Raw genomic sequence first — 19,540 nt, 5'->3', positions numbered from 1 at the left:
CATCGATGTAGGAGCGAGTTTGCTCGCGATCACCCTCTGCCGTTCCCGATCCGCCTGATCGCGAGCAAGCTCGCTCCTACAGGGCGGTGACGCGCATCTGGCATTCCATCACCACCATCGCCGCGCCATTGGGCACGCACATCGACGGACTGGAATCGAGCACCAGCGCGCGACCGCCGGCGAATACGCGAGTGCTGCCCTGCAGCCATTGCCCGCCGGTGCAGCGCAATGCTTCGGCTGGCCACGGCAGGTTGCAGTGGGCGATGGTGTAAGGCGCGGCAATCGTCACCACCGGCCGCCCCGACACCGTCACGCGCGAATAGGGCGCGGTCGGCGTGGCCGGGCCGCCATGGGCACAGGCGACGCTCGCGCCGAGATGAAGGATCGCTCCGCCCATGGCTACACCACCGTCAGCGCGCCGTCGTTGATGGTCACCATCGTCCCGGCCAGGACGATGCTGGCGCCGCGGCCGTTGCTGATGGTGATGCCCGCCTCATTGACCGCGATGGTGGCCCCGTTCTGCGCGCGCAACAGCACGCCACCGTCGGGCCCGGGCAGGTCCGAAATCAGCACCGAATTCTGGCCGGGTGTCTGCAGCAGCATCGCCGGCACGCCCTGGCCGGCCGGGGCGATCACCGGCAGCTCGCCGGCATCCACCCAGTAGCCGCCGACCCAGATCGGCAATTCGGCATCGCCCTGCTCGAACTCCACCCAGACCGGTGCCCCGATCGCCGGCAGCAGGAACAGGCCGCTTTGATGGCCGGCCACCGGCACGCACGGCATGGCCCAGCGCGAGCCACCGCCATCGATGACCTTGGGCACCTGCACCAGCACGCGTCCGAGCTGCAGTGGATCGATGTTGTCGACGACCACGCCACGGTGCTTGCCGTAATGCCGGAGGGGAGCTGTCTTTGTCTGGTGCGGCATTCGACTGGATTCCCGCGTGGTTCCTGTACGTGCGGCTCCCCCGTGAACACTAAACGTGAACAGCCCTGCACGCAGGCCAGTGCGGCAGGCGCCTGCCGTTCGTCGCTATTCTCAACTAGATGGTTGACAATCACGGCCGACGCCGCAATCCTCAACCACATGGTTGAAGGTAACTCCCAGCGTCTTGACGCGATCTTCCACGCCCTGTCCGACCCGACGCGGCGCGAGATGCTGCGCACCCTGTCCCGGCAGCAACGCAGCGTCGGCGAGCTGGCGGCCCCGTTCGACATCTCGCTGGCGGCGGCGTCCAAGCACATCAAGGTTCTCGAGCGTGCCGGCCTGGTGCAGCGCGAAGTACAGGGTCGCATCCACACCTGCCGGCTCGATGCCGGCCCCCTCCACGCCGGGCTGGAATGGATGCGCCACTACGAGCGCTTCTGGAACGAGCGACTCGATGCCCTCGATGCGCTGCTCAAGGCCGAGGACCGTGTTGCCGCGGCCACGTCGCCAGCCACCGCCAAACCCGCAAAGAAGCCCTCCAGGAGCAAGTGATGAATCCTGTCATCGTCCGCGTCAGCCATCGATTCGACGCCGCGCCCGAACGTGTATTCGATGGCTGGCTCGACCCGGCCACGGCCGGACGCTGGCTGTTCGCGACCGCCGACGGGCAGATGCAGCGGGTGCAGATCGAGGCGCGCGTGGGCGGTCGTTACGCCATCGTCGAGCGGCGCCCGAACGGCGATGCCGAGCACTTCGGGCGCTACCTGGAGATCGACCGTCCGCACCGGCTGGTCTTCACCTTGGCCATGGAAGAGGACACCGACCAAGGCGATCGCATCACTGTCGAGATCACCGCCGACGGCAACGGCAGCCTGCTCACCCTTACCCACGAAATGGCAGCCGAGCACGCCGAATACGCGAAGCCAGCCGAATCGGGCTGGACGATGGTGCTGGCCGCACTCGATCGCCATCTCGCCTGACGCGCATCAGCACCGAAGGAGTTCCCTATGAATCTTCCACACCCCAACGATGACTTCGGCGTCGTCACCGCGGCCGACACCGTGCGCATCGAACGCACGCTACCTGGGCCGATCGAGCGTGTCTGGGCCTACCTGACCGAGTCGGACAAGCGCGGCACCTGGCTCGCCTCCGGCGAGATGGAGCTGCACGCCGGTGGCCGCGTCGACATGGAGTTCCGCAACTCGGAACTGACCGATAACGACGCCCCGCCACCGCAGAAGTACGCGCAATACGCAGGCCCAAGCCAGATGCACGGCCGCATCATCGCCTGCGATCCGCCGCGCCTGCTGGAATACTCCTGGGGCGAAACCGATTCGGACTCGCAGGTGCGGTTCGAGCTCACGCCGCGCGGCAAGGACGTGCAACTGGTCGTTATGCACAGCCGCCTCGTCACGCGCGAAGGCATGATGAGCGTTGCCGCGGGCTGGCACACGCACCTGGGCATCCTCGCCGATCGCCTGGCCGGTCGCACGCCGCCGGGGTTCTGGGCAACGCATGCGCGCGTGGAGGCGGAGTACGAGCGGCGGATTCCGAGCGACCTGTCGTCATGAGCCTTGGGCTGTCATCCCGGCGCAGCGCCGGTCTCACGCCTGTTTTACGGTCACCGTCCCGACGGAATCCGACCTGTCAACGAGTTGGCCCCCGGATCCGTCGAAAAAATGAATCGACCTTCAAACTCGTTTGGTCCGATCTGCGTGGTGTAGTCGATCTGACTGAACGAGGGCGCGCGCTTGCTCTCCCCGAATCTTGCTGACCACTCCGCCAGGCTGGACTCGCTCGATCCGCGGATGGAGCCCAGGCAAACGCTTAAGCCGCACGCCAGGTTCATCAGACGCCCGTCAACTGGCAACGCCTTTGCAGCCTCCGACTGGTAAAGCTGGCCCAGCTGCTGCGCCTCCGGGTCGTTCGCGGCATCTCGCTGAAGCGCGCTCACAACCTTGTCGAAATGCCGGGATTTCAACGCGACGCCGGACTCTTCCACGGACAAGGCGTCTTGCCGGATGAATCTTTGCTCTGCGGGAAGATACTTTGCTGGCGTCGCCGCAATCAGTTCTGCCGCATACGCAGAAGCACTCTGCGCGCGCGGATATGCACGATCCGCGGGGACGGTCGTTGCACTCGATGCTTCATCCGCTTGCGGTGATGGCACTTCGCCATGCACCGGAGGAGCGGCTGATGCAGTGGATGCATGAGTGGCCGATGACGGCAGGTTATCGCCACTGCAGCTTGCCGTACACAACGTGGTGCAAAGAGCAAGCGCCAAGTACTGGATGCGCATGAGTAGCGAACTCCGGTGAAGGCCCATGCCGCCGAAGCGGCTCGGACGTGGTCTTACCGGGCAGAGTACCTTTTCCTCCCTTTCGCGGTCGCCTTGGCGCGCACCCCTGATGAGTCGTCGGTTCGTCGGCTATCTACAGGGATTCAAGGTTCTGACCATGCAGAAAAGCCGTTACGCTGTCGCAATGAAAATCGCATCGCGCGCCCTGCTGCTATTCGCCGTCGCCCTGATCGCCGCCTGCGCAGATCCCGGCCCGCCGCCGGGCGGCACCATCGCCCGCTTCGAGGCGATCGACCAGCAGGTCGGCACCGGGGCAGTCGCCACATCCGGCCAGGACGTGACCGTGCATTACACCGGCTGGAACTACGAGCAGAAGGCGGCCGACGGACGTGGCAGCAAGTTCGACAGTTCGCGCGACCGCAACCAGGCCTTTACCTTCCTGCTCGGCGCCGGCCGCGTCATCCGCGGCTGGGATGAAGGCGTGGCCGGCATGCGGGTCGGTGGTCGCCGCGTGCTGATGATCCCGGCCGCCTATGGCTACGGACGCGCCGGCGCAGGTGGCGTCATTCCGCCGAACGGGTCGCTGGTGTTCGAGGTCGAACTGCTGGATGTGCGCGAGCACGGCGGTCCGTCGGCACGGCGCTAAGGCAGCGATCATGGCTTGTCATCCCGAGCGCGGCGAGGGATCTGTCTTGCGCGGCAAACCAGCAGGTCCCTCGCTGCGCTCGGGACGACAGTGGGGGTTGTCCTACGCGGCGATCGCGTCGCGTGCCTTCGCGGCGATCTCGAACGATCGCAGCCGCGCGGCGTGGTCGAACACGTTGGCGGTGATCATCAGTTCGTCGGGACGGTGACGGTCGATGAAGGCGGCGATGCCATCACGGACGGTGCGCTCGTCGCCGACCACCGCGCAGGCCAGCGCCTGCTCGACGCCGCTCTTCTCCAGCGGTGTCCAGTACGACTCGATGTCCTCGATCGGCGGCGGGATCAGCCCCGGCTTGCCGCGACGCAGGTTGACGAAGGCCTGCTGCTGGGTGGTGAACAGCCGACGCGCCTGCGCATCGGATTCCGCGCCGACCACGTTGAGGGCCAGCATCGCGTACGGCTGCTCCAGGCGTTTGGACGGCTGGAACTCGCGGCGGTACGAGGCCAGAGCCATGTCCATCGCATCGGGCGCGAAATGCGAGGCGAACGCGAACGGCAACCCCAACTGCGCCGCCAGCCGCGCCGAGAACAGGCTCGATCCCAGCAGCCAGACCGGCACCTCGATTCCGGCACCGGGCACGGCACGCACTGCCTGACCGGGTTGCGCCGGTTCGAAGTAATGCAGCAGCTCGACCACGTCCTGGGCGAACATGTCGGCGGCTTCGAAATAGCGGCGCAAGGCATGCGCGGTGGCGTGGTCGGTGCCCGGCGCGCGCCCCAGGCCCAGATCGATGCGACCCGGATACAGCGCCGCCAGCGTGCCGAACTGCTCGGCCACCTGCAGCGGGGCGTGGTTGGGCAACATGACACCGCCGGCACCGACGCGGATCGTCTTCGTGCCACCGGCGACATGGCCGATCAGCACCGCGGTGGCGGCACTGGCGATGCCCGGCATGTTGTGGTGTTCGGCCAGCCAGAAGCGGCGATAACCCTGGCGCTCGGCGTGCTGGGCGAGTTCGAGACTGTTGGCGAAGGCCTGCGCGGCGTCACTGCCTTCGGTGATCGGGGCCAGGTCGAGGACGGAAAACGGAATCATGGGGGCACTCCTTGGCGCGAACCGACGATCTGGGGGCGGATCGACGCGACTCCAGAGCGCCAGTGTTCCAGCCGTGCGCGCGCAGCATTGCATCGACGCGCCAGCATGGGGATCACCTCAATGGGGATCACCACAGGTCGAACACTACACCTTCGCGATCGTTGTCCCAGATGGTGCTGAACACCCACCAGCGCCCATGTTCGTGGCACAGCTGGATGCTGTTGGCGCCGCGCTTGAGCAGCACCGGCGAGTCCACGGCCGGCCGCGCTTCGTAACGGCTCCAGACATGCGCGACCTGACCGAAGCGCTGGATCCGCTGGTCGATCTCGACCTCATGGAAATCGTTGGCGGCGAAGAACGGGGTGACATCGGCGATGTAGCTGTCGACGTCGAACACCATCGCGCGCGTGCTGCCATCGGCAACCACCACGGTGCGCAGGCTGCGTGCCTGCGGATGCTGCAGGTAGCGGAAGCGCGCCCAGTCGCGCCGCGCCCCGGCCGGACCGGAGATGCACTCGTAGATCGCCCGCACCAGGCGCGGGATGTCCTGGGTGTCCTGCCACCAGCGCTGGTCGTCGTTCATCGCGATAGCCTCCTGCGGGCGCCGTGAGGCAATTGTGATCCGCCCATTCTTGTGTAGGAGCGAGCTTGCTCGCGACCGGAGCGGCCAATCGCGAGCAAGCTCGCTCCTACATCGTGCGTTATCCGGGGCTGTCCTCGGCCACCGGCACCAGGCGCAGGTCCTGGAAGTCGAAGCTGAAGTCGGTCAGCGGCGAGATCGCCTCCATCCGCGCTTCGCGTATTCCGCCATCGGCATCGAGGGCAAAGCTGACGAACGCGTCGGCATTGAGCCAGCGCTCGTTCCAGCGGACCACGAAGGTGTCGTGCTGCCACGGGGTGAGTTCGCCCACCAGCTCCGGCGTGCGGCTGAAGCGCATGATCAGCTTGTCGCCGCGCTGCTCCACCAGGACGTCGCCGTACCACGGGTCGCGGTAGGTGAGGGCATAGCGCGCCAGCGGCAGCGACGGCGGCGCGGCGGTCGCGCGCGCGTCCAGATGCTTCTGCCAGTCCTCGTCGGCCTTGCCCTTCGACTTCGCCAGCGCGGCGGCGTAGGCGGCGCTCCAGTCGGTCTTTGGTGCGTCGAGGTAGGCATCGAGCACGCGCAGGGTGACGGCGTTGAACGCGCCGCCGACCTCGGCGTTGGTCAGCACGATCACGCCCAGTTTGTGCTGCGGCACCAGGGTCAGGCGCGAAACCATCCCCGGCCAACCGCCGGTGTGCCACACCAGCTTGCGGCCGCGATAGTCGGACAGCTGCCAGCCCTCGCCGTAGCCGAGGAAGTTCGGCTTGGCCGCTTCCAGTTCCGGCACCGGCGGCTTGGCGATCGGAATGGGCGTCAGCACCGACCACATGCCCTGCTGGCGCTCTTCGCTGAACACCCGGTGCTCGTTGCCGCGCGCATCGCGATAGGTGCCGCCGGCGAGCTGCAGGTTCATCCAGCGGCTCATGTCATGCACGCTGGAGTAGATGCCGCCGGCACCGGAGACATTGCCCCACGACATGCGCGGCGCCGGTTGCAGGTCCTTGAAGTCGGCCTTGGCGTAACCGGTGGCGACGTTGTCGCGCGGGCGCAGCGCATCGCTGTTGAAGCGGGTGTCGCGCATGCCCAGCGGAGTGAAGATGCGCTGCTGCAGGAACTGCGCATAGGACTGGCCGCTGGCCTTCTCGATCACCAGCTGCGCCACGCCGTAAAGGATGTTGTCGTAGGCGTACTGGCCGCGGAAGCTGCCGGTCAGCGGCACGTCCTTGAGCCGGCGCGCGACCTCTTCGGTGCTGTAGTCGGTGCCGGGCCAGTACAGCAGGTCGCCCGCACCCAGACCCAGGCCGCTGCGATGCGCGAGCAGGTCGCGCACGCGCATCTCGCGGGTCACGTACGGGTCGGACATGCGGAACCACGGCAGGTGGTCGGTGACGCGGTCGTCGAGGCTGAGCTTGCCTTCGTCGGCGAGGATCGACAGCGCCGCGGCCGTGAACGCCTTGGTGTTGGAGGCGATGGCGAACAAGGTGTTGGCGTCGACCGGCTGCGACTTGCCGTCCTTGCCCAGCTGGCGTGCGCCGAAGCCACGCTCGAGCACGACCTGCCCATCCTTGACGATCGCCACGGCGATGCCGGGAACATCGAACTGCTTGCGCACGCTCTCGACGTACGCGTCGAAATCCTGCAACTGCGGCGGCAGCGTCGTTGCTGCGGGGCCTTCCTGCGCCACGGCCATGCCCTGCGCCATCAGCGCCAGGCCCAATACGGCGCCGCGCGCCGGAATCGATCGCAAAGACATGCGGTGGTCTGCTCCCCAAGGTTGCAGCCACCTTAGCCAAACAGGGAGGCGATCCCAACCCCTGCCCTTTGCAGCACAGGGTGCCTGCGCGGCAAGCAGGCATAATTCCCCTCCCCCGCAGCCACCCCGCCGATGCCCGCCCCGACCCGCCCCCCCGCACGCCTGGCCATCATCGGTGGCGGCCCCGCCGGCCTGATGGCGGCTGAAGTCGCGCGCGCGGCCGGGCTGCAGGTCGACCTGTTCGAGGCCAAGGGTTCGGTCGGTCGCAAGTTCCTGATCGCCGGCAAGGGCGGCCTCAACCTGACGCACGGCGAACCGCGCTCCGGATTCGACGCGCGTTACGGATCGCGTCGCAGCGAAATCTCGGCCTGGCTCGACGACTTCGATGCGGACGCGCTGCGCGAATGGGCACGCAGCGGATTCGGCATCGACACCTATGTCGGCACCTCCGGCCGCGTCTTTCCGATGGACCGCAAGGCCGCGCCGCTGCTGCGTGGCTGGGTGCGGCGGCTGCGCGAGCAGGGCGTGGACTTCCATGTGCAGCATCGCTGGCTGGGCTGGAAAGACGACGGCGCCCTGCGCTTTGACACGCCCGATGGCGAACTGGCCTTCGCCGCCGACGCAACGGTGCTCGCGCTCGGCGGTGGCAGCTGGCCGGAGCTGGGCTCAGACGGCGCCTGGGAAGATCTACTGCGAACGCGCGGTGTCGACGTCGCCCCGCTGCAACCGTCCAACTGCGGTTTCGACATCGGCTGGAGCGAGCATTTCGCCGGCCGCCACGCCGGCGCCCCCTTGAAGCCCGTCGTCGCCCACTGGCGCGACGATGCCGGCGCGGAACACGCGCTGCAGGGCGAATGCGTCGTTACCGCCACCGGCATCGAAGGCAGCCTGGTCTACGCGCTGTCGGCCACCCTGCGCGATGCGATCGCGGCGACAGGCGAGGCCCGCATCGAGCTGGACCTGGTGCCGGGCCGCGATCTCGAGCGCCTGCAGCACGACCTCGCCCGCCCGCGTGGCGGGCGCAGCCTGAGCGAGCACCTGCGGCGCCATGCCGGCATCACCGGCGTCAAATCCGGCCTGCTGCATGAAGTGCTGGGCAAGGAAGCGCTACACGACGATGCGTTGCTGGCGCGAACGATCAAGCGCCTGCCATTGCGTTTGCTGCGTCCGCGCCCGATCGCGGAAGCCATCAGCAGCGCCGGTGGCGTGCGCCTGGAGGCGCTCGACGAGTCGTTGATGATCCGTTCGATGCCCGGCGTGTTCTGCGCCGGCGAGATGCTCGACTGGGAAGCGCCGACCGGCGGCTATCTCCTCACTGCGTGCTTCGCCAGCGGATTACGGGCCGCGCGCGGCGCGGTTGCGTGGCTACAACACACCCATCCGTAGGAGCGAGCTTGCTCGCGATGCTCCATGCCTGTCGCGAGCAAGCTCGCTCCTACATTCAGGTCACGAGCAGGGTCAGCCCTTGGGCGGGGCGGCCACGGGCAGGTACATCGTGCTCGCGCACAGCTCGATACCTTTGGCGCTGGCGGCCGGCATGTCGGTGCCCTTCAGGCCGATCACCTTGACCACGTCGCCGCCGGCTTCCATCACCTTGGCCAACGCGATGAAACCGGTAGGGCTGCCGCCGCACATGGCATTGGACGGCATCTGCGTCGGCGGTGTCTGCTCGAGTACGCGGCGCAGTTCGATTTCCTGGTCGGCCGGCACCATCATCGCCTGGGCATAGCTGTTGCCGGCCGAGTACTGGTCGGCGCCGTTGACGATCGCCACGCGCTCGGTGGTGAAGCTGGCGCCGTTGTCGCCACGCATCATGTTGTCTTCGATCGTGAGCTTGCCGGTCACGGCCGTTGCCACCGGATTGCCAGGCTCGAACTCTCCCATCGCCACGGCCTTGACCATCGGCGGCGCAGCGCGCTCGACCGGCTCGGCGTTGACGTCAGGTTGCGGATTGGCCGCCGGTGCAGGTGCGGTGATCTCTTCCGGGGGAGCGCTGCTGATCGGCGCCTGCTTCTCGCATGCGGCTACCAGCAGCGTGGCGGCGACCACCATGGACAAGGCGACGTACCTGGGACCTCGAAGGCTGGGGGCGCGAAGGCTGGGGATCGCAATACTCACCGGTCGTGCTGATGCCATCAGTGTCCTCACTTGTCGTGGTCCGCGGCGCCGAGGCAGTCTACGAACGTCCCGGTCGCTATCGACTGCCCTCAGGCAGCATGGTCGATCACGTCCGCCACGGCTTCGTCGACTGCGTCGATCATATCGTTCGCATCGACTGCGTCGATAAGGGGTTGCAGTTCGGGGTCGAGCGCCACGCGCTCGTCGAACACGAAGCAGCGACCGTCGTAGTGGCGTCCGCCAACGCGTTCAAAGTAACCCAGAATGCCGCCATCGAGCTGCAATACGTTGCTCATTCCCTCGGCCTGCATCCACAACGCCGCCTTTTCGCAGCGGATGCCGCCGGTGCAGAAGCTGACCACCGTCGCGTCGGCGAGCACATCGCGGTGCGGCTCCAGCGCCTGCGGCAGGTCGGTGAAGTTGTCGATCGGCAAGGTCAACGCATCGCTGAAGGTGCCGTAGCCGAACTCCTCGCGGTTGCGGGTATCGAGCATCACCACGCGCTTGCCGGCGTCGTCGTGGCCCTGGTCGAGCCAGCGCGCCAGCGTTTCGGGCATCACCGCCGGCGCCCTGCCGGCCAGCGGCGAGGCGTTGTCGCGGCGGAAGCTGATGATCTCCGACTTGACCTTCACCTTCAGCCGCGCGAACGGCTGGCGCCGGCTGCGGCTGAACTTGACGATGAGGTCGGCAAAACGTTCCTGAGCGCGCAGCGCGTCGAGGAAGCCGTGGATGGCTTCGTCCGTGCCGGCCAGGAACAGGTTGATGCCCTCGCCCGCCACCAGCATGGAGCCGCGCAGCCCGGCCGCCTCGGCGCGCGCATGCAGCGCAGCAGCAAGGTCTTCGGGGTGCTGGATGGAGGTGAAATGGTAGGCGGCGATATTGAGCAGCATGGTGCGCATTGTAAGCGCCGCCGGGCGGGCATCCGACCCGCCGCCCAAGTCATTGATTAATCTGGATTCATCGACGGCGGCTGGCGAAGCCATCCGGCCGCCAGCGCGAGCCATCCCAGGATCGCCAGGACCACCAGCTTCTGGCTGAGTCCGCGTGGCAGCTCGCGCCACAGCGCGTGGATCCACAGCGCCGCGAAACAGAACACGGCCAGGCCAAAGGCAAGGGCGAAGTAACGCCGCCAGTGCGGATCGGCGCGGAAACGCCAGGACTGCCCGAGCATGCCCAGGCTCGTGCCGAGGAACGCCAGCGGCGCGGAGATGGAGTGGATGACGGCCCCCAGGGTCAGCTTGCGATCGCCCCCCAGGTCGGTCTCCGCCTGGGCGGTGATCGCCAGCGCCACCGCGCCGAGCAGGAACAGCAACAGCACCGCCTGCCTTCCCGGCCCGGCGGCGGTGACGCGGTAGTAGCCGATCGCCAGCACCGCGATCGCGCCGGCCAGGGAGACGTAGGCGAACTGCAGCCACGGCCCGTAGGGGCCGATCAGGTAGAAGCTCAGCGGCGCCCGGATCCAGTCGAGGTCGTCGCGCAGCCCCTGCAGCACGGTGGCAGTGGCGGCGAACCAGGCTATGGCCACCAGCGCGACAGTACCCAGGTTGCGGGCCAGTGCCCGCTCCCTGTACTTCATGCCAACGGAGACATCGATGCCCGACATCACCTCGACTCCCACGATCCCGATATATGTGATCCCAATGGATGTGATCTCAGTGGATGATCAGCGCACGCCCATGAAATCCAGCTTGCCCACCGCGACGCCGTTGTGGCGCAGCAGTGCATATGCGGTTGTAACGTGGAAGTAGAACTGAGGCAGGCCATAGTGCAGCAGGTAGGCCGAACCGGTGAAGCGGCGCTCCTTCGGCGTGCCCGGGCGCAGCACGATCTCGCGCTCGTGGCTGCCCTCGAACAGCAGCGGGTCGAGGCCGTCGATGAAGGCCAGCGTGCGGGCGATGCGCGCATGCAACTGGGCGAAGTCCTGCTCGGTGTCGTCGTAGGCCGGCACCTCGACGTCGGCCAGGCGCGCCGGCACGCTCTTGGCAAAATCGCAGGCGATCTGCACCTGGCGCACCAGCGGGAACATGTCGGGGAACAGCCGCGCCTGCAACAGCGCATCGGCGTCGATCTTCTTCTCGCCGGCGTAGGCCTCGGCCTTCTCCAGCAGGCCGGCCATGGCGCCGAGCATCTGCCTGAACACCGGAACCGACGCGTCGTACATCGAAAGGGACATGCCTTGCCTCGTGTGGGTTGACGTAGCCGGGCATGGTACATGGCGCCGGCGACAGCCTGGCCGCCGTCGTGCGCAACATAGCGTCCCGGCGGTGGAGGCCGGGACGCTTGCGCGATCACCAGCCGATGCCGATGCCGACGCCGGCCGACTGCTCGCTGCCACTGAACGCCGCACCCACCGAAAGCGACACATTGCGCTTGACCAGCCGCTGGTAGCCGACCGCCAATGCCTCCTCTCCTTCCGCATAACCGGCACCGACCGAGACGCGGTTGAGGGTCTGGATGTTGGCCGCGCTGCTGGCCATGTGCACCATCGCCGCGGTCATCGCGCCCTGGCGGTTGATGCGCTGGTCGGTCGCGCGGAACTCTTCGTTGACCTCACCGCGCAGGTCCTCGATCGCCTGCATAGGCAGGGTGACGATCTGGTTGATCTGCTGGTCGGTGTAGGCGTTGGCCTGGTTCAGCGTCACCGCCGCCTGGTTCGACATCTGCTGCACGTTGACCGCATCGGTCGCCGCGGTTCCTTCGGCGACATTGACCACCTGGCGGGTATTGCCGGTGGAGCCGACCGAGACCGTGTTGGCACGGTCGGCGACCGAGTTCGCGCCGACGGCGACGCTGTTGTCCGCGGTCGCGCTGGCACCACCACCGGCGGCCACGCTGTTGCTGCCGGTCGCCGACGCCGTGGCGGCGCCACCGTTGGCGGTGAAGCGCGGATCGCCACCTGCGCCACCGCCGCCGTTGACCTCGATATTGGTCACACGACCGTCCAGGTTGGCCAGGGCGTTGCCGACATCGTTGAACACGTTGCCGCCGATGGTGTAGCTGGGGGGTGTGATCGCACCGCTGGGACCGACTGCCGCACCGCCACCGAACATCGCCACCACGTTCTGGCTCATCGTCGCCAGCTGACCGACGTTGACCGCATCGGTGGCGGCACTGCCGGCTGCGACACTGGTGACCTTGCGCTCCGCCCCCGCACTGCCCACCGAGACCTCGCCGAAGGAGTTCTGCGGTGCGGCCAGCGCATAGGCGGTGTAGCCGCTCTGTGCCCCGACCGTGGTCTGCGAGGCCGAACCCAGCGCCACGCTCAGAGCGTGGTTCGCAGTCGAGCCCGCACCCAGCGCCACGCCCTGCTCGCCGTTGACCTGGGCCTGGCTGCCCATGGCGATGCCGGACGCAAGCAACACCTGGGTGTCGCGGCCAATGGCTATCGCGCCCGCAGCGGCCATGTCCACCACCGCGCCGTTGCCTATGCCGATGCCGTTATCGCCGTTGACCACGGTGGTCGGGCCGACCGCGATCGAATCGGTTCCGACCGCGAGCGAATCGCCGGCAACGGAGTTGGCGTGGAAGTAGGTCGAACTGGTCGTGGTGACCGCGTTCAACGCACCCTGCAACTGCCGGATCGTTACCGCGTCCTGGGCTTGCGTGCCGTCGGCGACATGGGTGATCTGGCGATAGGACGTTCCGGAACCGAGCGAGACCGCGCCAAGCAGCGTCGCGTCGGTGGTGTCTATGGGAATGGCGGTCGAACCGGTCGGGATCTGTCCCGTGGCCGGTGCGAGTGCGCGATCGGAGACCGACCCGGAACCCAGCGCGACCGCGCCGAGCACGGACGACACCGCCGTGTCACCGATCGCCAGTGCGCCGGCCTGCTGCGCCTGCGACTGGAAGCCCAACGCAACCGTGCCCTGCCCGATCGCGCTGTTGGTGTGGCCCACGGCCACCGCCCCGTTGCCGGTGGCGGTGTTGTCCAGTCCCTGCGCGACGGCGCCGTCGCCGGTGGCGACGTTGGGATCGCCGATCGCCACCGCGCCGTTGCCGCTGGCGGTGTTGCCATCGCCGATCGAAACCGACGCGCCACCACCGGCCGCCGCATTGCGACCAATCGCGACTGCGCCATCGGTTGCGGCATTGGCGGCGGCGCCGGCAGCAAACGTACCGCTGGCTGAGGCCACCGCACGCGTACCGACTGCGACGCTGTCGGTACCGGTGGCATTGGCCGATGCGCCAACGGCCACCGCGCGCGTCCCCAGAGGAACCAGGGCGCGGTCACTTCGATCGGGCAGGCCGTCGGCCTGGAAGTACGGGTTATCGGTAATCGCCCGGACCAGCTGGCTCACGTTCACCGCGTCCGTCAGTGCCATACCGTCGGCGACATTGACGATGCGGCGCTCGCCACCGACCGTGCCTACTGAAACCGTGCCGGCCTGGTCGGCGACCGAGCCCGCCCCCAGCGCCACGGCATTGACCGCCGTGACACTGGTGCCGAAGCCCAGCGCCGTGCCCTGCGCCGCCGTCACGCTGCTGGTCGCACCCAATGCCGAGGCCTGGGTCGCACCGCCGGCGATGATGGCGCCCGCGCCGACGGCAGTGCCCTGGTCGGCTTCGACCCGAGCGTTGTTGCCGACCGTCGTGTCGTCAGTTCCGGCGGCAAGACTCGTGCGGCCGATGGCAATGCTGCCCACGCCCCCGGCGACGCTCGCCTGCCCGACCGCGATCGCGCTTTCGACTTGCGCCCACGCGTCCGCGCCGACGGCCACCGAGTTGATGCCGTCAGCCTCACTGAACTGCCCCAGCGCCGTCGACGCGGTGCCGAAGGCGCCGGCCGAGCGACCCAGCGCGGTGGCGAACGCGGCGGTGGCCTGTGACTGGCTGCCTATCGCCGTGGTGCCCTCCTGGTTGGCGAGGGCGCCGGCGCCGGCCGCGACCGACACCGTGCCGGTCGCCTGTGCGTCGTCGGTGCCGTCGTTGAGACCGGCAGCCTTGAAGTAGCGCAGGCCGCCGGTGGCCGTCGTGAGCTGGCTGACATTCACCGCATCCGTCGGCGCGGTGCCGACGGCGACGTTGACGATCTTGCGTTCGCCGCCAACGATACCGACCGAAACGGTATTGGCCTGGTCGGCGACGGAGCCGTTGCCGATGGCGACCGCATTGACTGCGGTCACGCGGCTGCCAAACCCGAGCGCCGTGCCTTGTGAAACAGCGACATTGCTGGTCGCTCCGAAGGCCGACGACTGCAGCGCGCCGACGGCGATGATGCTGTCGGCACCCACTGCCGTGCTCTGGTCGGCCAGCACCTGTGCGCCGCTGCCGATGGCGGTGTCGTCAGGCCCGGCGGCCCGGCTGGCCGCGCCGAGCGCGGTACTGCCGGCACCGACCGCGGCACTGCCGCGACCGCCAGCGAACGCATCGACGGCCGAAGCGATCGAGTCCCCACCCAGCGCCAACGCACCTGCCTGCGATGCGTTGGCCGAACGACCCAGCGAGGTCGCATTGCTCGCGGTCGCCTGCGCGTTGTTGCCCACCGCCAGCGCTTCGCTTGCGGTGGCATCGGCCGACTGGCCCAGCGCGACGCTCAACGCCCCGGTCGCGGTCGAGTTCTGGCCGAGTGCGGTGCTGACGTTTCCCTGCGCCAGTGCCGACGTGCCCAGCGCAACAGAATTGCTGCCGATCGCGCGTGCGTTCTGACCGATCGCGCTCGCCTGCGGTCCCTGCGCGATGGACGCGGTGCCGAAGGCGACGCTGTTCTGCCCATTGGCGATCGCATTGGCACCGACCGCGGTGGCATCGGAGTTGTTGGACCGGCTGTTGTTGCCGATCGCGATGCCGTTGTTGATCGCCGTGCCGCCTGGATCGACTGCTGCGACGATGGCGTTGGCGCCGATCGCCAGTCCGTTCGACGAGTTCACTGCGGCCTGGTCTCCGATGGCGATGCCCAGGACCCCGGCGGGCGCTACCTGCGCGAGCGTGCCGATGGCGAGCGAATCAGCGCCCTGCGCCTGCGAGAAATTGCCCACGGCAATGGCGCGCTGCGCCGAGGCGCTCGCTGCACCGCCGACGGCGAGGCTCGAATCGCCGCTGGCATTGGCGAGACTGCCAATCGCCTGTGCGCCCACGGCGCTCGCCTGCGACTGGTTGCCCACCGCGAGGGTCCGCTCCTGGCTGGCGCTGGCGAAGGCCCCCAGTGCCAGCGAGCTGAAACCCCGCGCCTGTGCGGCGGTGCCGAACGCGGTGGAGCCCTCCATGTCGGCGAAGGCGAACGATCCGACCGCCGTTGCCGACTGCGCGCTCGCGACGGACGAACTGCCCGCAGCCACGGTGTTCGGCGCCGTGGCCTGTGCATCATCGGTTCCATCCTCCAGCCCGGTGGCCTTGAAGTAGCGCGTGCCCTCACCCACCACCGTGGTCAACTGGCTGACGTTGACCGCATCGGTCGGCGCCACGCCCGCCGCGACGTTGACGATCCGCCGCTCGCCGCCCGCCGTGCCAACCGACACCGTGCCGGCCTGGTCGGCCAGCGAACCTGCCCCCAGCGCGACCGCATTGGCCGCGGTTACGCTCGAGCCGAAGCCCAGCGCCGTGCCCTGCGACGCCGACACGCTGCTGGTCGCGCCGAAGGCCGACGACTGCAGCGCGCCGACGGCGATGATGCTGTCGGCACCCACGGCCGTGCTCTGGTTGGCCAGCACCTGCGCGCCGCTGCCGATGGCGGTGTCGTCAGGCCCGGCGGCCCGGCTGGCCGCGCCGAGCGCGGTACTGCCGGCACCGACCGCGGCACTGCCGCGACCGCCGGAGAAGGCATCGACGGCCGAAGCGATGGAGTCCGCACCCAGTGCCAGTGCGCCGGTCTGCGAAGCATTGGCCGAACGCCCCAGCGAGGTCGCATTGGATGCGGTCGCCTGCGCGTTGTTGCCTACCGCCAGCGCTTCGCTGCCAGTGGCATCGGCGGACTGTCCCAGCGAAACGCTGAGCGAACCGGTCGCGGTCGCGTTCTGGCCGAGCGCGGTGCTGACGTTGCCCTGCGCCAGCGCCGAGGTTCCCAGCGCAACCGAATTGCTGCCGATCGCGCGTGCGTTCTGACCGATCGCGCTCGCCTGCGGTCCCTGCGCGATGGACGCGGTACCGAAGGCGACGCTGTTCTGGCCGTTGGCGACCGCATTGGCGCCCACGGCGGTGGCATCGGCATTGTTGGCGCGGCTGTTGTTGCCGACCGCGATGCCGTTGTTCATCGGCGTGCCACTGGGATCGTTCGCCGCCACTATCGCGTTGGTGCCGATGGCCAGGCCGTTGCTCGAGTTGACCGCGCTGTTGTTGCCGATCGAAATGCCGTTGACCGCCGCGGCCGCAATCTCGGCGCTGGTGCCGAGCACGACCGAGTCGGTCGCCGCGGCAATCGACTGGAAGCCGATCGCGATCGTGTTGGCTGCCTGCGCCTGCGCCAGCGTGCCCATCGCGGTGCTGTTGGTCGCGGTGGCACTGGCGCCGCCGCCGAACGCCGCTGCGGCCAGCGCCGTCGCGTGTGAGTCGAAGCCGAACGCGGCCGACCCCAGCCCCGAGGCTTGCGCGGTCGTGCCGACCGCCGTCGCCGCATCAGCCGTGGCCGTGCTGTTGGAACCCATCGCAACGGTACCGAAGCCGGTCGACTGTGCGGCCGCGCCGAAGGCGATGCTGCCCTGGCCGGACGACAGCGTGGTCTCGCCGGCTTCGACCACGTTGTTGGCATTGACGTCGTTCCAGCCGCCGATGGCGATGCTGAGCGTGTTGACTGCCGCGCTGAGGCGCCCCTGGGCGATGGCGCCCGGACCGCTGGCGATCGCCGTCGGCCCCATTGCGATCGAGCGCGAGCCAGTGGCCACCGCGTCGTCGCTGCCGTCATCGGCGCCTTCGGCCTTGAAGTAGCGCGTGTCGCCGGTCAGCGAACCGAGCTGGCTGACGTTGACGGCATCGGTCGGCGCGGTACCGGCGGCGACGTTGACGATCCGGCGTTCGCTGCCGGCGCTGCCCACCGAAACCGTGTTGGCCTGATCTGCGACGGAGTTCGCACCGAGCGCAACCGCGTTCGAACCGGTCGCCGCCACAAAGGCGCCGGTACCCACTGCCGTAGCGTCGTTGGCACCGGCGACGATGCCGGCGCCGTTACCCACCACGACGCTGCGATCGCTTTGGACGACCGCACCACCGCCGAGTGCCGTACTGCCACTGCCGATGGCTTGCGTATCCACGCCCATCGCAACCGCATTGCTACCCGAAGCGATCGCCCGATTGCCGATGGCGATGGCGCCGCCAACAGTCGCCGCTGCGGAACTGCCCACGGCCACGCCATTGGTTCCTGGCGTGACCTGTGCATCGTCGCTGCCATCGGCCAGGCCGTCGGCCTGGAAGTAGCGGATGCCGTCGGTTGCCTGGATCACCGCGGTGAGCTGGCTCAGGTTGACCGCATCGGTCGCCGCAGTACCGACGGCGACATTGACGATCCTGCGCTCGCCCCCGATTGTGCCGACCGACACCGTGCTGACCTGGTCGGCCACGGAACCGGCACCCAAGGCAACCGCGTTGACCGCGGTCACGCTTGAGCCAAAGCCCAGCGCCGTGCCTTGCGACGCGGTGATGTTGCTGGTTGCACCGAATGCCGAGGACTGGATGGCCCCTGTTGCGATGAGACTGTCAGTGCCCACGGCGGTGCCGTTGTCGGCCTGCACCTGCGTCGTGCTGCCGATCGCGATATCGCCTGCACCCATCGCGCTGGAACCAACGCCCAACGCCAGGCTGTTGCTGCCTGCGGCATTGCTGCCCTGCCCAAGTGCCGTGGCCGCCAATCCACCGGCGGAGGCGGCCTGGCCGACCGCGGTGGTCTGGCTGGCCGTAGCGAGGCTGGCTTCACCAACGGCCGACGCAGCAACTCCAGTCGCCTGGGCGAATTGCCCCAATGCTGTCGCCTGGGTATTGCTGGCCACGCTGGATTGCCCGAACGCGGTGGCATCGAGTGCCGTTGCCTGGGCGAGTTGCCCCACGGCAGTCGCCTGGTCGCTGTTGGCGACGCTGGATTGCCCCAACGCCGTGGCGTTGACGCCTGTGGCCTGGGCCACTTGCCCCACCGCGGTCGTTTGGCCATTGCTGGCCACGCTTCCCTGTCCGAATGAAGAGGCGTTGATGCCCGTGGCCTGGGCGGCCTGCCCTATTGCGGTCGTCTGACCGTTGTTGGCCAGGGACGCCTGGCCGACCGTCGTGGAGAGCGCCCCGGTTGCCACGGCCTGCTGTCCCACCGCCACCGCATTCGCACCCGCCCGCGACTGGTTGCCAAATGCCGAACCGGCGGCGCCACTGACTTGTGCGTTGTTGCCGATGGCGGTGGCGTTGAGGAAGTTGGCGGTGGTGCGTTCGTCGTCGGTGACCGCGTTGTCGTTGTTGAGGTCGAAGAAGCCACCCAACGCCGTCGCACCGATCGCGTTCGCACGCGACTGCGCGCCGACCGCGGTTGCACCCTCGGCATTGGCCTGCACCTGGGTGCCGATCGCCGAGGCCTGCAGGCCATTGGTGGCGGCACCGGCGCCGAGGGCCGTTGCCCCTACGTTGGTGGCGCTCGTCTGGTTTCCGAACGCGGTCGCATTGCCGCCGGCTGCGCTTGCGGTGGCGTTGCTGCCGCAGGCGAAGGAGCCGGCGCCGGTCACCGTCTGCGTGAACGCGCCCGTGCACGAAGCCTGCGCAAAGGCCAGCGGCGACGCTCCGGCGAGCACGAACGCGACGGCAATCCGCAACACGCGCAGCGGGAGCACGCTCAATGGGAGCACACCCATTGGGAGCATGCGAACTTCGGCCACTGCCGAATCACCACGACGACCTTCGTTCTCACACACGCCACGATTGGTGTTCACGACGGACTCCTCATGCGAGCTGCAAATTCGCGAATGGGTCCCGTGAAGTCCGCCACGTGTCAGCGCAGTCTCGCGAGACGCAATGGGTGCACGATGGCCGCCTGGCGGCCTCCCGATGAATCATCCGGGTCTGTGCGTGGCATTGATTCCTTCAACGCGCACCGCAGATGAACGAACGCCAGGCGAGCGACGACCCAATGGTCATCCTTCACGCAGGCATCGCAATCACATGCTTGACCGGAGGCTCACGCCTTGGACGTGGAGTTGCCGTGAAAGAAATTCACGGGCA

Annotated in this window: 16 protein-coding genes; 5 read left to right on the top strand and 11 right to left on the bottom strand. The window is 68.1% G+C overall.

Annotated features, from left to right (window positions below; genetic code table 11):
* Positions 1-76 precede the first annotated feature (76 nt).
* Together AC3A3X_RS09985 and AC3A3X_RS09980 are read right to left on the bottom strand one after the other, a co-directional pair.
* A complete protein-coding gene (locus AC3A3X_RS09985) occupies positions 77-397 on the bottom strand; it encodes a hypothetical protein (RefSeq protein ID WP_487582876.1) in 321 nt (106 codons plus the stop codon).
* 2 nt (positions 398-399) lie between these two features.
* A complete protein-coding gene (locus tag AC3A3X_RS09980) occupies positions 400-927 on the bottom strand; it encodes a phage baseplate assembly protein V (RefSeq protein ID WP_487582875.1) in 528 nt (175 codons plus the stop codon).
* Between the two features lie 159 nt (positions 928-1,086).
* Here AC3A3X_RS09980 and AC3A3X_RS09975 point away from each other — a divergent pair, with 159 nt between their 5' ends.
* The 3 genes from AC3A3X_RS09975 to AC3A3X_RS09965 are packed head-to-tail and all read left to right on the top strand — an operon-like array spanning position 1,087 to position 2,498.
* On the top strand, positions 1,087-1,479 hold the full coding sequence (locus AC3A3X_RS09975) for an ArsR/SmtB family transcription factor (protein ID WP_487582874.1): 393 nt from the start codon (positions 1,087-1,089) through the stop codon (positions 1,477-1,479).
* Positions 1,479-1,907, top strand: a complete 429-nt coding sequence (locus AC3A3X_RS09970) for an SRPBCC family protein (RefSeq protein WP_487582873.1) — start codon at positions 1,479-1,481, stop codon at positions 1,905-1,907. Before AC3A3X_RS09975 ends, AC3A3X_RS09970 begins: the two co-directional genes overlap by 1 nt.
* A 27-nt stretch (positions 1,908-1,934) precedes the next feature.
* Complete coding sequence (locus AC3A3X_RS09965; protein ID WP_487582872.1) at positions 1,935-2,498, top strand: SRPBCC family protein; 564 nt, start codon at positions 1,935-1,937, stop codon at positions 2,496-2,498.
* 50 nt (positions 2,499-2,548) lie between these two features.
* Here AC3A3X_RS09965 and AC3A3X_RS09960 read toward each other — a convergent pair whose 3' ends face one another.
* Positions 2,549-3,226: a hypothetical protein gene (locus AC3A3X_RS09960; protein ID WP_487582871.1), complete on the bottom strand. Its 678-nt coding sequence runs from the start codon at positions 3,224-3,226 to the stop codon at positions 2,549-2,551.
* Positions 3,227-3,410: 184 nt separating this feature from the next.
* On the opposite strand from AC3A3X_RS09960, the gene AC3A3X_RS09955 reads away from it, so the two are divergent.
* The gene (locus AC3A3X_RS09955) at positions 3,411-3,872 is read left to right on the top strand and encodes an FKBP-type peptidyl-prolyl cis-trans isomerase (protein ID WP_487582870.1); all 462 of its coding nucleotides are present in this window, start codon (positions 3,411-3,413) and stop codon (positions 3,870-3,872) included.
* 102 nt (positions 3,873-3,974) lie between these two features.
* Here AC3A3X_RS09955 and AC3A3X_RS09950 read toward each other — a convergent pair whose 3' ends face one another.
* The 3 genes from AC3A3X_RS09950 to AC3A3X_RS09940 all read right to left on the bottom strand — a co-directional run bounded on the left by AC3A3X_RS09950 (position 3,975) and on the right by AC3A3X_RS09940 (position 7,303).
* Complete coding sequence (locus AC3A3X_RS09950; RefSeq protein WP_487582869.1) at positions 3,975-4,967, bottom strand: LLM class flavin-dependent oxidoreductase; 993 nt, start codon at positions 4,965-4,967, stop codon at positions 3,975-3,977.
* Between the two features lie 127 nt (positions 4,968-5,094).
* A complete protein-coding gene (locus AC3A3X_RS09945) occupies positions 5,095-5,550 on the bottom strand; it encodes a hypothetical protein (protein ID WP_487582868.1) in 456 nt (151 codons plus the stop codon).
* 118 nt (positions 5,551-5,668) lie between these two features.
* Positions 5,669-7,303: a serine hydrolase gene (locus AC3A3X_RS09940; RefSeq protein WP_487582867.1), complete on the bottom strand. Its 1,635-nt coding sequence runs from the start codon at positions 7,301-7,303 to the stop codon at positions 5,669-5,671.
* A gap of 132 nt (positions 7,304-7,435) precedes the next feature.
* On the opposite strand from AC3A3X_RS09940, the gene AC3A3X_RS09935 reads away from it, so the two are divergent.
* Positions 7,436-8,689: a TIGR03862 family flavoprotein gene (locus tag AC3A3X_RS09935; RefSeq protein WP_487582866.1), complete on the top strand. Its 1,254-nt coding sequence runs from the start codon at positions 7,436-7,438 to the stop codon at positions 8,687-8,689.
* Positions 8,690-8,761: 72 nt separating this feature from the next.
* On the opposite strand, the gene AC3A3X_RS09930 is transcribed toward AC3A3X_RS09935, so the two are convergent.
* The 5 genes from AC3A3X_RS09930 to AC3A3X_RS09910 all read right to left on the bottom strand — a co-directional run bounded on the left by AC3A3X_RS09930 (position 8,762) and on the right by AC3A3X_RS09910 (position 19,251).
* Positions 8,762-9,361, bottom strand: a complete 600-nt coding sequence (locus AC3A3X_RS09930; protein ID WP_487582865.1) for a hypothetical protein — start codon at positions 9,359-9,361, stop codon at positions 8,762-8,764.
* Between the two features lie 149 nt (positions 9,362-9,510).
* Positions 9,511-10,311 (bottom strand): sulfurtransferase, encoded by an 801-nt coding sequence (locus AC3A3X_RS09925; RefSeq protein WP_487582962.1) that lies wholly within the window; start codon positions 10,309-10,311, stop codon positions 9,511-9,513.
* A 56-nt stretch (positions 10,312-10,367) separates the two neighbouring features.
* On the bottom strand, positions 10,368-11,024 hold the full coding sequence (locus AC3A3X_RS09920) for a DUF998 domain-containing protein (protein ID WP_487582864.1): 657 nt from the start codon (positions 11,022-11,024) through the stop codon (positions 10,368-10,370).
* 60 nt (positions 11,025-11,084) lie between these two features.
* A complete protein-coding gene (locus AC3A3X_RS09915; protein ID WP_487582863.1) occupies positions 11,085-11,594 on the bottom strand; it encodes a DUF1993 domain-containing protein in 510 nt (169 codons plus the stop codon).
* Positions 11,595-11,709: 115 nt separating this feature from the next.
* Positions 11,710-19,251: a hypothetical protein gene (locus tag AC3A3X_RS09910; protein WP_487582862.1), complete on the bottom strand. Its 7,542-nt coding sequence runs from the start codon at positions 19,249-19,251 to the stop codon at positions 11,710-11,712.
* Between the last annotated feature and the right edge of the window lie 289 nt (positions 19,252-19,540).

The organism is Lysobacter sp. Soil_N_23 (genome assembly GCF_057656135.1).
This window is presented reverse-complemented; position numbering and strand designations above follow the sequence as displayed.